This window comes from Caulobacter vibrioides OR37, assembly GCF_000372645.1.
GTDB lineage: Bacteria > Pseudomonadota > Alphaproteobacteria > Caulobacterales > Caulobacteraceae > Caulobacter > Caulobacter vibrioides_E.
Genome location: NZ_APMP01000006.1, coordinates 126,319 through 139,835, shown reverse-complemented (window position 1 = coordinate 139,835; position 13,517 = coordinate 126,319). Strand labels below are relative to the sequence as shown.

Below are 13,517 nucleotides of genomic sequence, written 5' to 3'. Positions count from 1 at the left end.
CCTTCGACTGTACGTCTAGCTCGCCGCCCGCGCCGGGAGCTTCCAGCCCGGGCGGATGAAGTGGCAGGTGTAGCCGTTGGGGATGCGCTCCAGGTAGTCCTGGTGCTCCGGCTCGGCCTCCCAGAAGGTGCTGGCGGGCGTCACCTCGGTGACCACCTTGCCCGGCCACAGGCCAGAGGCGTCGACATCGGCGATGGTGTCCAGCGCGACCTCTTTCTGGGCTTCGCTGGTGTAGAAGATCGCGGAGCGATAGCTGTCGCCGATATCGTTGCCCTGACGGTTCAGCGTCGTCGGGTCGTGGATTTGGAAGAAGAACTCCAGCAGCTGGCGATAGCTGATCAGCGCGGGGTCGAAGATGATCTCGATCGCTTCGGCGTGGCCGCGGTGGTTGCGGTAGGTGGCGTTGGCGACCTCGCCGCCCGTGTAGCCGACGCGGGTCTTCAGCACCCCCGTGTAGCGGCGCAGCAGATCCTGGACGCCCCAGAAGCAGCCGCCGGCGAGGATCGCGGTTTCGGTGGTTTCGGCCATGGCTCAAATTCCTAGGTGGGGCTTTCGCCCGAGGGCTTCGATGTAGGTTATCCCGCGACGCCGACAAGCCTTTTCGGGAGCGAGACCGCCGGCATCCTCGCGCTTTATGTCTCCCTCGACCCCATCCGGGCTAGATCCCGTCGCCGAAGCGGGCGGCCAGGGTCCCCGCCAGGTTCGGCGTCGCGGCGATCAGTTCGGCCGTGTACGGATGCTTCGGCGCCGCGAACACCTCGGCGGTCGGGCCGCTCTCGACGATGCGTCCCCGCTGCATCACCAGCACCCGATCGGTCAGGCCGCGCGCCAGGCTCATGTCGTGGGTCACGAACAGGTACGCTACCCCCAGCTCGTCGGAAAGCTTGGCCAGCAGGTCCAGCACCTCGGCGCGGACCGTGACGTCGAGGGCCGAGACCGCTTCGTCCAGCGCGATGACGGCCGGCTCGACGATCAGGGCGCGGGCGATGGCGATGCGCTGGCGCTGACCGCCGCTGAACTGGTGCGGATAGCGGTCGGCGGCCTCGGACGGCAGGCCGACCTGGGCCAGGACCGCCTCGACCCGAGCGCGACGGGCTTGGGCGGAGAGCCGAGCATCCAGCAGGCGCAGCGGCTCGGCCACCAGCCGATCGACGGTCCAGCGCGGATCGAGACTGCCCTGCGGGTCTTGGAAAACGATCTGTATGGCTCGCCGTCGCCGGGGAGGCGAGGTCGGCGTCAAGGGCTCGCCGGCCAGGAGCACCTGTCCGCCCTGGACCGGGTCCAGCGCCAGGAGGGCGCGCAGCAAGGTCGACTTGCCGCTGCCGGACTCGCCGACCAGGCCGACGATCTCGCCCGGCCGGATGGCCAGCGACACGTTCGACAGGGCGCGGAACGTGGGGGCGCGACGCAGCCCTCGGCGGGGACCGGGAAAGTCGCGGACCAGGTCGCGGGCTTCCAGAACGGCTGGCGCGGCGGGATCGGGCTTTCGAACCCGCGTCGGCGCGTGCTCGGCATGGGCGACGAGGGCGCGCGTATAGGGATGGGAGAGGGCTGTCAGCAGGGCGCCGGTCTCGCCCTGTTCGACGATCTGGCCATCCTTCATCACGGCCAGGCGGTCGGCGGCCTGGGCCACCAAGGCCAGGTCGTGGCTGATCAGGATCAGGGCCGCGCCGTCCTCGCGCACCAGGCGCAGAAGCAGGTCCATGATCTGAGCCTGGGTGGTGACGTCCAACGCCGTGGTCGGCTCGTCGGCGATCAGCAGGCGAGGCGAGCAGACGACGGCGATGGCGATGGCCACTCGCTGGCGCTGGCCGCCCGACAGCTCGTGCGGATAGCGGCTCAGCGGGATGTCCTTCAGGCCCACGCGGTCCAGGCTTTCGCGGGCGGCGGCTCGGGCTTGGGCGCGGGAAGCCTTGCGATGCAGGCGCGCGACCTCGGCCACCTGCTCGCCGATGGTCATCACCGGGTTCAGCGCCGTCATCGGCTCCTGGAACACCATGCCGACGCGGTCGCCCCGCAGGCCAGACATCGCGGCGTCGGAAAGGCCGACGAGATCTCGCCCCTCGAACCGGATCGCGCCCTCGATCCGCGCGCCCGTCGGCGGCAGGCCCAGGATCGAAAGGGCGGTCATCGATTTGCCGCTGCCGGATTCCCCGACGACGCCCAGCACGTCGCCGGCGTCCAGCGACAGGGACAGGCCGTTCAGGATCGGCTTGTCGCCGATGGCGACCTTGAGCGCCTCGATCTCCAGCAGGGCCATCAGGGCTCTCCGTCGAGGCGGGGGTCCAGGCGATCGCGCAGGCCGTCGCCCAGCAGGTTCAGGCCCAACACGGTGATCACGATGGCCAGGCCGGGGAAGACCGCCTGCAGCGGCGCGATGGCCGCCAGGGTCTGGGCGTCGGCCAGCATCTTGCCCCAGCTGGCGGCCGGCGGCTGGACGCCCAGGCCGACATACGAAAGTCCCGCCTCGGCGATCACGCCCAGCGAGAACTGCAAGGTCGCCTGGACGATCAGCACGCTGGCCAGGCCCGGCGCGATGTGCTCCAGCGAAATCCGCGCCGGACCCTTGCCCGCCGCGCGGGCCGCCAGGACGTAGTCGCGGGTCCACAGCGAAAGGGCCGAGCCGCGCGTCAGTCGCGCGAAGACCGGCACGTTGAAGACCCCGATGGCGATGATCGCGTTGATCGCGCCGGGACCCAGGGCGGCGGTGATTAGGATGGCTAGGATCAGGGCCGGGAAGGCGAAGACGACGTCCGTGGCGCGCATGACCAGCTCGTCGACGAGGCCGCGTCGGGCCGCGGCCAGCAGGCCCAGCGGAACGCCGATCCCGGCGCCCAGCAGCACCGCCACCAGCGACACCGACAGCGCGTTGCCCGCGCCGACGAGGATCATCGACAACACGTCGCGGCCAAAGTGATCCAGGCCCAGCCAGTGGGCCGCCGAGGGGCCTTGCAGCCGATGGTCGATGTCGAAGGCCGCGACGTCGTAGGGCGTCCAGATCCGCGACAGCAGGGCGGCGGCGATAAAGCCGCTGGTGATGATCCCACCGACGACAAGAGCGAGAGGGCGGCGCGCGCGGCTCATCGGGCGCGGCTCCGCAGGCGCGGATCGACCAGGAGATAGGCCAGGTCGACCAGGAAGTTGGCGGACACCACGACGAAGACCAACAGCATCACCACGCCCTGCGCCACGATCAGGTCGCGCTGGGTGACGGCTTGCAGGACCAGCCGCCCCAGGCCCGGCAGGAAGAAGACGTTCTCGATGATCACCCCGCCGGCCAGCAGGAAGGGAAACTGCAGGCCAAGGATCGTCAGTACGGGGATCAGGGCGTTGGGCAGGCCGTGACGCCATAGCGCCTGTCCCGCCGTCAGGCCCTTGGCGCGGGCGGTGCGCATCCAGTCCTCGGTCAGGGTGTCGATCAGAGCCGAGCGAACCACGCGGGCGATGATCGCCGCCTGGGGCGCGGCCAGGGCGATCGCGGGCAGGGCCAAGGCCTTCAGCGCCGGAACCAGACCCGCCTCCCAGCCGGGGAAGCCGCCGGCCGAGACCCACTTCAGACCGATCGAGAACACCATGACCAGCAGCACCGCGAACCAGAAGTTCGGAATGGCGACGCCGATCTGGGTCAGGCCCATGACCAGCGTGTCGGCCGCCTTGCCGCGCCGCGCCGCCGCCAGGGCGCCGATCGGCGCGCCGATGATGATCGACAGCGCCATGGCCAGTCCGGCCAGCGGCAGCGAGACGCCGATGCGCTCGGCGATCAGCGCCGCGACCGGCGTCTGATAGGTGTAGCTGACGCCGAAGTCGCCATGGAGCAGGCCAAGAAGCCAGGCCAGGTAACGCTGAGCCGCGGGGCCTTCGAGACCCATCTGGTGGCGCAGGTTGGCGATCGCTTCGGGGCTGGCGTTCAGGCCCAGCATGTAGGCGGCCGGGTCTCCGGGCGCGACCTGGATGATGGTGAAGACCACGAGGCTGGCGACCAGCAGGGTCAGGAGCATGACCGCCGCCCGGCCCGCCAGATAGGCCGCGCCGAAGCGGACCGCGACCAGGGCGAGACCGCCCGCGACGGCGAGAGCCAGGACCCCGCCGAAGATCGCGCCCGCCGCTCCGCTGGTCGTCTGGGTGGAGGCTTCCGCACCGCCCGCGCCGCCGAACGACGCCGCGCGCAGGTCGATGGTCTGGGTTGGGGCGTTGAGCCAGAAGTCCTTGAGCCGCGCGTCGAACACCCCCAGGCGCGGGAACTGGAACAGGAAGCCGTTGACCGCGTCCTGGGCGATCTGGCGCTGGATTTGGCCCAGGATCGCCGTGCGCTGGCCCTCGTCGGTGGCGGCTTCCAGCGCCTGCATCAGCCGGTGGAACGCCGCGCTGTGATAGCCGAAATAGTAGTCGTCCTTGTCGTAGATGCCGTAGTCCATCGGCTCGGCGTGGCTGACAATGGTCAGGTCGAAGACGTGACGGCCATAGACCTGATCCAGCCACTGGGCCCACTCGAGGGTCTCGATCTTCACGCGGATCCCCGCCTTGGCCAGCTGGGCGGCGACGATCTCGCCGCTGCGGCGGGCGTAGTTGGGCGGCGGCAGCTTCAGGGTCAGGTCGAGCCCGTTGGGATAGCCGGCCTGAGCCAGCAGCGCCTTGGCCTTGGCGACATCGTGCGGATAGAGGCCGGTGAGGTCGACATAGGCGGCGTTCTGGGGCGGGAAATGGCTGCCGATCGGCGTTCCGTATCCGTACATCGCCCCGTCGATGATCGCCCGGCGGTCCAGCGCGTGCTGGATGGCCCGGCGCACCCGGACGTCGGCCAGCGGCCCGACCCGCTCGTTGATGGCCAGGATCACCTCGCCCTCGCTGGAGCCGGTGATCACCTTCAGCGCCGGATCGGCGCGCAGCTGGGCCAGATTCTCCGGAGCCGGATAGTCGGGGAAGGCGTCGATCTCGTGGGTCTTGATCGCCGCGAAGGCCGCCGCCGGGTCGCCGATAAACCGAAAGCGCACCGTCTTCAGTTTGGCGGGCTGGCCCCAGTAGCCGTCGTTACGGACCAGGGTGATCGCGTCGCCGCGCCGCCAGCCGACGAACCTGAACGGACCCGTGCCGACCGGCGCGGTCGCCAAGGTCGCGACCGACTTCGGCGAGACCATGACGCTGTCGCCCCAGGCCAGGGTGTAGAGGAGGTCGCTGTAGGGGGCGGAGAGATGCAGGCGCACGGTGCGCGGGTCGACGACCTCGACCTGGCGGATCACGCTCAGCGCCTGCTTCTGGACGTTGGTCGAGCCCGGCGCGATGGCGCGCTCCAGGCTGAACTTGACGATGCTGGCGTCGAACGGAGTCCCGTCCTGGAACTTCACCCCGTCGCGCAGGTGGAAGGTGTAGGTCAGGCCGTCGGGCGCGATCTCCCACCACGTCGCCAGCAGCGGCTTGACCGCGCCCTGGGCGTCGAGCCGCACCAGGCCCTCGAACACCGCGCCATACACGACCTCGTCGACCGCCACGGCCGCGCCGGAGGTCGGATCGAGGTTCGGCGGCTCCAGTTGCAGGGCGACCGTCACCGTGTCCTTCGGCGCGGCCTGGGCGACCGGCGCGAAGGCCAGCAGGCAGGCCGCCGCCAGACCAAGAAACGCGCTGACCTTCACGCCAGGCGAGCCCGGGCCTTGGCGGCCTCGGCGGGGAGGTCCAGGCGATCGTAGATCTCGGCCAGGGCGCGGTTCAGGGGCACGCCATCGGGATCGAAGCCGCGCCGCAGTTCCAGCGCCTGCTGCGCCTCGGACAGGCGACCGGCGCGGATCAGGGCGTCCAGGATCAGCTGTTCGAACAGGTCGCGCTGGGCATGGCTGCCGCCGATCTCGACCAGGCGGGGCAGGGCGGCGCGCAGGCCGCGCAAGGCGCTGGCGAAGTCGCCGCGCGCGTGGGCGACTAGGCCCTCGGCGGCCGGCAGGGCGACCTCGCGCCAGGTCTCGCGGACATGGTCGGGAGCCTCCAGCGCCGCGCGGCGCACGGCGGCCAGCAGCGTGTCGGCCTCGGGGCGATCCGCGCGGGCCAGGCCGTACAGATACTGCAGGGTCAGGAACGGCTGGACGACATCGGCGGCGCGGACGGTCAGGTGATCGGCCAGATCGCTCCAGCGGTCGCCGACATCGACGCCGGCCAGCTCCAGCCGCGCCAGCAGCGAAACGGCGCCGACCTGATCCTGGGAATAGTCCTTGGCCTGAGCCCAGCAGTGGTCGTCATGGATGGCGAGGGCCGCGTCGAACTTGCCCTGGCTCAGATAGAACAGCGCCAGGTGCCACCAGAGATGCGTGTCCATGAACGAGTTAAGCCCCGTCCAGTCGTCGCGGGCGCTTTCCAGGAACGCCACGCCCTCGGCGACGCGGCCTTGGGTCAGCATCACATGGGCCAAGGCGTGCTGGGCCCAGGGCTCCTTGCGCTTCAGCGCCAGGGCGCGACGCGCGGCGGCTTCCGCCTCGGGCAGCAGGTGGCACTGCTCATAGGCGAAGGCCAACATGCCGTGCAGATAGGCCACGTCCTCGGCGGCGGGCAGGACGGCGCTGGCGGCGCGCAGCATCGCCGGGAAGTCGCCGTGGTTGAAGTCGTGATAGTGGCGGAGCTTCAGCGTCAGCAGGTCGCGGGGCCATCGCGCCAGGATCGACTCGGCGATGGCCAGGGCGGCGGGGATGTCGTCGGCCGACCAGGCGGTCACGAAATTGACGAAGGCTCGCTCGCGCGGATGGGTGTCGCCAGCCAGGGCCTGGGCGCGGGCGAGGTGCGGCGCGGCGCGTTCGGCGGCCTCCGGCGCCTCCAGCAGCAGCCAGAGCGTCGCGGCGTAGGCGTTGAGCAGCACCTCGTCGGGGTGGACCTCGGCCGCGCCGATCACCTCGGCCGCCCGCGCCTCGTAGCCCAGGAAACCATCGACGAAATTGTCGATGGCGGCCAGGGCGGCGTCGGCGTTCGTGCTGACCGGGTTGCCGAGATAGTCCGTGCGCATGGATGAACTCTAGCGGACGCCGGCCTTGGCGAGGAAGGCGGCCGTATCGTCAGCCGTGCGTTGAGGGATCTCGACCTGGGGCAAATGGCCAACCTTCGGATAGATGATCAGCTGCGCGCCCGGGATGGCTTCGGCGAACTTGTGGGCGGCGGCGACCTCGATCAGCGGGTCGAGTTCGCCCCACAGCACCAGGGTCGGGACTTTGATAGTCGCGAGCACGTCCGTGGTCGCCTGGCTGTGCTTTCCGGGCTGGATCGACATCAGGATGGCGCGGTGGCCGGGCGCGCGCTGCAGCTCGGCCCAGCGGTCGATGAACGCGTCGGTGATCACCGTCGGATCGCCGACCTCGCCCCGCAGACCCGAGCGGATCAGCGGCTTGTTGTCGATCGAGCGCAGGAAGGCGCGGCCCCAGGAATATTTCAGCAGCTTGAAGGCCAGGGGTGGCTTCTTCAGCGTCGTGGTCGGCCAGCCGGCGGCGTCCGCCAGGATCAGGGCGTCGACGCGCTGGGGATGGCGCACGGCCACCTGCCAGGCGACGCCGCCGCCCATCGAGTTGCCGGCGATGGCGAACTTCGGGAGGTTTTCCTTCGCCGCCAGGGCGTCGATCAGGTCGGCGAAGCCATCGGCCGAGGCGACATAGCCGTCCGGCGCGCGGGTCAGGCCGTGGCCGGGCAGGTCGACGGTGATGATCCGATAGCGGTCCCCGAGCCGCGCGACCCAGCCCTCCCACGAGAAGTGGCTGTCGCCAAAGCCGTGGACCAGAACCAGCAGCGGACCATCGGCCTTGCCTTCGTCCTTGTAGTGCAGGCGCACGCCGCCGGGCAGATCGGCGTAGCGTGAAGCCTTGGTGGCGTACTTCGCCTCCAGCGCCGGGTAGGGAATGTCGGGGCCGCGCAGCAGCAGCCAGCCGACAAGGCCGGCCAGGACGACCAGGCCAACGAGGCCGCCCAGGATCAGCAACAGGGTCTTCAACATGCGCGGCGCTCCCGAACCAGACGACTAGAAGCGATACTGGGCGCGAACGCCATAGGTCGCGGGCTCGCCAGGCGCGGCGATGTCGATCAGCGGCAGGAAGAAGTTGCGCGTCAGATCGTACTTCTTGTCGAACAGGTTGCGGGCGAAGGCGGTCAGCGCCCAGGGGCCCTTGGCCGGCGACACCGTGAGGCTGGCGTTGGCCAGCCAGTAGCTGTCGACGTCGTAGCGCGAGCCCAGCAGCAGGGGCTTAACCTTGTCATGGAACGCGTAGTTGCCCTGCGCCTCGACTTGATAATCGCCGACGGCCCAGGTGTAGGACACGTCGCCGCCGTAGCTGAGCGGCGGGAAGCCGACCTTGGCGCCGGTGCGGTCGATATAGACCGCCTTCTTGGCCGCGACGCTGGCGGGAATGTCCAGGTCGTTCGTGTACTTGTCGAACTTGCCGGTCTTGTAGCCCAGCGACTGCCCGATCCGCAGGGCCGGGACGGGACGCCAGGTCAGCTCCAGTTCGCCGCCATAGATGTGCGACTTCTGGGCGTTGACGATGGCGCCGATTGGGCCGTTGTTGATGTCGTAGATCGCCGACTGAACCTGCTGGTTCTTGTAGTCGTAATAGAAGACCGAGCCGTTCAGCTGAACGGTATTGTCGGCGAAGCTCGACTTGAAGCCCGTCTCGTAGGCCCACAGGGTCTCGGGGCGGAAGCCGGCCACCGCCTTGGCGTCGCCGACATTGTACGAGGTGAAGCCGCCGGACTTCGTGCCCTTGCTGGCGCTGGCGTACAGCAGCACGCCGTCGATCGGGCGGTATTCCAGCGCCAGCTTGCCGGTCACGGGCTTGTTGTGCAGGCGCTTGTTGGCGGTGGGGCTGAAATTGGTCGCCGGCGCGCCGGGCGCGAAGACGCCGGCCGTGACGAAGTTCAACTGCTCGCGCTTTTCGTCCTCCGCGCGCAGGCCGGCGATCAGCTTCAGCCTGTCGGCGAACGCGTATTCGATTTGGCCGAAGACCGATTTCGACGTGACCTTCTGATTGTAGGTGGTCCGGGTGTCGAACAGCAGCGACTGCCAGAAGTCCGAATAGAAGGCTTCGTCCAGGGTCTCGCGTGAATAGTAGGCGCCGACCAGCCATTGCAGCGGCCCGGCCGACTTCGACGAGGCGCGGACCTCCTGCGAGAACACCTTGGCGTTGGTGTCGAAATAGGTCCCGGCGTAGGCGTAGGCCGAGCCGTCCCAGTCGTTATATTCCTTGCGGCGCAGCTTTTCGAAGGCCGTGATCGAGACGAGATCGACACTGTCGAAATCGCCGTGCGCCCGCAGCGAGACCCCGCGGCTGGTGGTGTCGTGGAAGGGCTTGGCGTTGGTCGCGATGCCGGTCAGGGCCGCGAAAGCGCTCGAGCCGCCCCAGCCCGTGGCCTTGCGATCGGTGTCGGCGGGGATGGTCGGCAGGCTGGCGTTATAGCTCAGCGGATTGAACAGATAGAGCCCGGTCGGCTCGGACTTGTCGTATCCGGCGTGGGCGCTGAGCAGGACATCGACCTTGTCGTTCGGCTTCCAGGCCAGCTGGGCGCGCGCGGAGGTCGTGTCCTTGTCGCCGAGCTTCTGGCCGGTGCTTCGGTTCTTCTGCCAGGCGCCGCCCTGGTCGGTCACAATGGCCAGGCGGCCGCTGAGGGTGTCGGTCAGCGGGCCGGAGACGTAGCCCTCGGCCTTGAATTCGTCGTGGCTGTCATACTCGGCGGTGACGCCGGCGCTCAGCGACGGGGTCGGGCGGTTGGTGATGAAGTTGATCGCGCCGCCGGTGGTGTTACGGCCATAGAGCGTGCCCTGCGGGCCGCGCAGCACTTCGACCCGCGCGATGTCGAACAGCAGGCCCTGGGTCTGGGCCTGGATCGGGTAGGCGACCTCGTCGACGCTGACGCCGACGGTCGAGGAATTGTTCGAGGCGTAGTCGTCAAAGCCGACCCCGCGAAGGCGGAAGCTGGGCTGGCCGCTGCCGAACTGTGGGGTGATCTCGAGGCTGGGGGTGGCGTATTGGAGCTGGTTGACCGTGGCGACCCCGCGCGCGGCCAACTGGTCGCCGGAGATGACCGACAGGGCCACCCCGACGTCCTGGGCCGACTGTTCGCGCCGTTGGGCGGTGACGATGACCTGCTCGACCGCGGTGTCCTTGGGCGAGTCCGCGACCGCCTCGGCCAGCGCGCCGCCGGCGAAGCCCGCGCCCAGGGCGCCGATCGCGGTTCCGATGAGAAGACGCTTGATCACGACTGAGATCCCCATTTGTCGACGCCGACCTGAATGGGGGCGTCGCTTTTTTGTTCGTCCTTATAATTCCTAGTGATCTTGTTGAGATTGAAACCGAGATTTCCTTGTGGAGAACCAAGGTTCTCTAATCGCCGTTCATGTGTGACGGAAGAATCTCGAATAGCCGCGCGATTTTATTCCGCGCGACGGGGCGTCGCGCGGGGGTCATGGCCGAGCGCCTCGGGAAGCCGCTGGCGCGGGCGGCGGATAAGCCTCAGCCGGCGGGGCGAAGGCGCGCGCGCGCCACCGCGTCCTTCCAGCCGGCCAGGGATTGGGCGCGCTGGTCAGGGGTCATGGCCGGGTCGAAGCGCCGATCCAGTCGCCAGCCTTGCGAGATGGCCGCCAGGTCCGGCCAGACGCCCGCGCCCAGGCCGGCCAGGAAGGCCGCGCCCAGGGCGGTGGTCTCGACATTGACCGGCCGTTCCACCGGCGCGTCGATGACGCCCGACAGGAAGGCGCACAGCCAGTCATTGGCCGCCATGCCGCCATCGACGCGCAGGGCGCTGGGTCGCGAGGCGCCGTCGGCGAACATGGCCTCGACCAGATCCTGGGTCTGGAAGGCCACGGACTCCAGAGCGGCCCGCGCGATGTGGGCGGCCGAGGCGTCCAGGGTCAGGCCGTGGATCAGGCCCTTGGCCTGCGGATCCCAATAGGGCGCGCCCAGACCGACGAAGGCTGGGACCATGTAGACGCCGTGGCCGTCGGGCACGCTGGTGGCGAGGCTGGAGGTGTCCGAGGCTCGCACGATCAGGCCCAATTGGTCGCGCAGCCACTTGATCGCCGCCCCGGCCACGAAGATCGAGCCTTCCAGGGCGTAGGTCGGCTGACCGTTCAGGCGATAGGCCGTGGTGGTCAGCAGGCGGGTGTTTGAAACGACCGGCTGGGCGCCGGTGTTCATCAGCATGAAGCAGCCGGTCCCGTAGGTGGCCTTGATCATGCCTTGGCCAAAGCAGGCTTGACCGATCAGCGCCGCCTGCTGATCGCCGGCCATGCCTCGGATCGGGATCGGCGCGCCGAACAGATCCGCCTCGGTCTCGCCGAAATCGGCGCAGTTGTCGCGCACGTCGGGCAGCAGGCCGGCGGGAATGTCGAACAGCGCCAGCAGGTCCTCGTCCCAGACCTGGCGATGGATGTCGAACAGCAGCGTCCGCGAGGCGTTGGTCGCATCGGTGGCGTGGACGCGCCCTCCCGTCAGGCGCCAGAGCAGGAAGCTGTCGATCGTGCCGAACGCCAAGTCGCCGCGCTTCGCCGCCTCGCGAGCGCCGGCCACGTGGTCGAGGATCCAGGCCAGCTTGCTCGCCGAGAAATAGGGATCCAGGCGCAGGCCGGTTCGGGCCTGGACGAGATCCTCGTGACCCGCCAGGCGCAGGGCTTCGCAGGCGTCGGTGGTGCGGCGGTCCTGCCAGACGATGGCGGGGTGGATGGCCTGGCCCGAGCGGCGGTCCCAGACCACGACGGTCTCGCGCTGGTTGGCGACGCCGATGGCGGCGACGGCGCTGGCGTCCGCGCCGGCCTTGGCCAGGGCGGCCCGGGCCGTGTCCACGACGTCGCGCCAGATGGTCTCTGGGTCGTGCTCGACCCAGCCCAGTTCCGGATAGCTCTGGGCGAATTCGCGTTGATCAACGCCCGCGACCGCGCCTTGATCATCGAAGACGATGCTGCGCGTGCTGGTCGTGCCTTGGTCGATGGCCAGAATATAGCGGGTCACGGTCACGCCTCGGCCGACAGGGGGGCGGGGCGCGAGGCCTCGGTCGTCGTCTTGCCCGCCAGATAGGCTTCCAGGCGCTCAGCGCCGCCCGGCGGCAGGTGCAGGCCTAGCTTGCTGCGGCGATAGAGGATGTCCTCGGCGGTGCGGGCCCATTCGTGCGCCACCAGATAGTCGACTTCCCCCGCGCGCAGTCCGGCGCCGAAGTCCTCGCCCAGGTCGGACAAGCTTTTGGCGCCGGTCAGGATCCGCCGGGCGCGGGTCCCGTAGGAGCGGGCGAGGCGGAAGGCCAGATCCTCGGGCAGGAAGGGATGCTCCGTGCGCAGGGCGCGGGCCAGGGCCGTGCGGTCCAGATCGGGCAGGTCGCCGCCCGGCAGAACCGCGCCGCGCGTCCACGAGGGGCCTGCCTGCGGGAAGAATTCGGCCAGCTTTTCCAGCGCGTGGTCGGCGAGACGGCGATAGGTGGTGATCTTGCCGCCGAACACCGAGAGCACGGGCGCGTGGCCTTCGGCCGCGTCGACCTCCAGCACATAGTCGCGGGTGACGGCCGAGGCGCTGTCGGCCTTGTCGTCGAACAGCGGACGCACCCCGGCATAGCTCCAGACCACGTCGGCGGGCGTCAGCTGGCGGTCGAAGTAGCGATTGATGCTGTCGCACAAATAGTCGACCTCGGCCGCGTCGATACGAGCCGGTCCCGGAGGCGCGTCCCAGGCCACATCGGTGGTGCCGATCAGCGTGAAGCGGTCCTCGTAGGGGATTGCGAACACAATCCGGCGGTCGGGGTTTTGCAGCATGTAGGCCTGGTCGCCCTCGAACAGGCGCGGGACGACGATATGGCTGCCCTTGATCAGCCGCGCGCCGCTGCCGGTGGTGACGTTCAAGCCGCCGCTCAGCACCTCCGACACCCACGGGCCGGCGGCGTTGACGATGGCGCGGGCGCGAACTTGGCGTTCGCCGCCGTCCTGGGCCCTCAGCCGGGCCTCCCAGCCGTCGGATACGCGGTGGGCGGCGACGAGCTTGGTGCGCGTTTCGATCACCGCGCCGCGCTCGGACGCGTCGATCGCGTTCAGCGCCACCAGGCGGGCGTCATCCACCCAGCAGTCGGAATAGACGAAGGCCTTGCGGTACTGCGTCTTCAGCGAAGCGCCCTCGGGCGCGCCGGTCAGGGACAGGCCGCGCGAACCCGGCAATCGCTTGCGGCCGCCCAGGTGGTCGTAGAGGAAGAGGCCCAATCGGACCAGCCAGGCGGGGCGGGTCGCATGGGCGTGCGGCAGGACGAAGCGCAGCGGCCAGATGATGTGCGGGGCCATGGCCAGAAGGGTCTCGCGCTCTTCCAGCGCCTCGCGGACCAGGCGGAACTCGTAATATTCCAGATAGCGCAGGCCGCCGTGCACCAGTTTGGTGCTGGCCGAAGAGGTCGCGCTGGCCAGGTCGTTCTGCTCGACCAGCAAGACCGAAAGGCCGCGCCCCGCGGCGTCGCGCGCGATGCCCGCGCCGTTGACGCCGCCGCCGACCACCAGAAGGTCGTATTCCATGCCTGACGCGCCTCCATCGCGAATTATGTTT

The 13,517-nt window shown here is 69.3% G+C and carries 9 protein-coding genes; all 9 read right to left on the bottom strand.

The genetic code is table 11. The annotated features are described in order from the left end of the window. Positions 1-15 precede the first annotated feature (15 nt). The 9 genes from msrA to OR37_RS07570 all read right to left on the bottom strand — a co-directional run bounded on the left by msrA (position 16) and on the right by OR37_RS07570 (position 13,486). Positions 16-528 (bottom strand): peptide-methionine (S)-S-oxide reductase MsrA, encoded by a 513-nt coding sequence (msrA, locus tag OR37_RS07610; protein ID WP_004617767.1) that lies wholly within the window; start codon positions 526-528, stop codon positions 16-18. A 130-nt stretch (positions 529-658) separates the two neighbouring features. Continuing rightward, a complete protein-coding gene (locus tag OR37_RS07605) occupies positions 659-2,260 on the bottom strand; it encodes an ABC transporter ATP-binding protein (RefSeq protein WP_004617765.1) in 1,602 nt (533 codons plus the stop codon). Beyond that, positions 2,260-3,084 carry an ABC transporter permease gene (locus OR37_RS07600; RefSeq protein WP_004617763.1) on the bottom strand — a complete coding sequence of 275 codons (825 nt, stop codon included), beginning with the start codon at positions 3,082-3,084 and terminating at the stop codon, positions 2,260-2,262. The genes OR37_RS07605 and OR37_RS07600 overlap by 1 nt, the downstream gene beginning before the upstream one ends. Then, positions 3,081-5,627 (bottom strand): ABC transporter substrate-binding protein, encoded by a 2,547-nt coding sequence (locus tag OR37_RS07595; RefSeq protein ID WP_004617761.1) that lies wholly within the window; start codon positions 5,625-5,627, stop codon positions 3,081-3,083. Before OR37_RS07595 ends, OR37_RS07600 begins: the two co-directional genes overlap by 4 nt. Beyond that, positions 5,624-6,976, bottom strand: coding sequence for a tetratricopeptide repeat protein (locus OR37_RS07590; protein WP_004617759.1), 1,353 nt, complete (start codon positions 6,974-6,976; stop codon positions 5,624-5,626). Before OR37_RS07590 ends, OR37_RS07595 begins: the two co-directional genes overlap by 4 nt. Positions 6,977-6,985: 9 nt before the next feature. Further along, positions 6,986-7,951: an alpha/beta fold hydrolase gene (locus OR37_RS07585; protein ID WP_004617757.1), complete on the bottom strand. Its 966-nt coding sequence runs from the start codon at positions 7,949-7,951 to the stop codon at positions 6,986-6,988. 24 nt (positions 7,952-7,975) lie between these two features. After that, the gene (locus tag OR37_RS07580; protein ID WP_106404355.1) at positions 7,976-10,207 is read right to left on the bottom strand and encodes a TonB-dependent receptor; all 2,232 of its coding nucleotides are present in this window, start codon (positions 10,205-10,207) and stop codon (positions 7,976-7,978) included. 253 nt (positions 10,208-10,460) lie between these two features. Then, positions 10,461-11,954, bottom strand: a complete 1,494-nt coding sequence (gene glpK, locus OR37_RS07575) for a glycerol kinase GlpK (protein WP_004617753.1) — start codon at positions 11,952-11,954, stop codon at positions 10,461-10,463. A gap of 2 nt (positions 11,955-11,956) precedes the next feature. After that, positions 11,957-13,486 (bottom strand): glycerol-3-phosphate dehydrogenase, encoded by a 1,530-nt coding sequence (locus OR37_RS07570; RefSeq protein WP_004617752.1) that lies wholly within the window; start codon positions 13,484-13,486, stop codon positions 11,957-11,959. Positions 13,487-13,517: the final 31 nt, after the last annotated feature.

Excerpts from the sequence above, each read along its gene's own strand:
- OR37_RS07585 (WP_004617757.1), bottom strand. The coding sequence starts at position 7,951 with ATGTTGAAGACCCTGTTGCTGATCCTGGGCGGCCTCGTTGGCCTGGTC.
- OR37_RS07605 (WP_004617765.1), bottom strand. The coding sequence starts at position 2,260 with ATGGCCCTGCTGGAGATCGAGGCGCTCAAGGTCGCCATCGGCGACAAG.
- OR37_RS07600 (WP_004617763.1), bottom strand. The coding sequence starts at position 3,084 with ATGAGCCGCGCGCGCCGCCCTCTCGCTCTTGTCGTCGGTGGGATCATC.
- OR37_RS07570 (WP_004617752.1), bottom strand. The coding sequence starts at position 13,486 with ATGGAATACGACCTTCTGGTGGTCGGCGGCGGCGTCAACGGCGCGGGC.
- OR37_RS07590 (WP_004617759.1), bottom strand. The coding sequence starts at position 6,976 with ATGCGCACGGACTATCTCGGCAACCCGGTCAGCACGAACGCCGACGCC.
- msrA (WP_004617767.1), bottom strand. The coding sequence starts at position 528 with ATGGCCGAAACCACCGAAACCGCGATCCTCGCCGGCGGCTGCTTCTGG.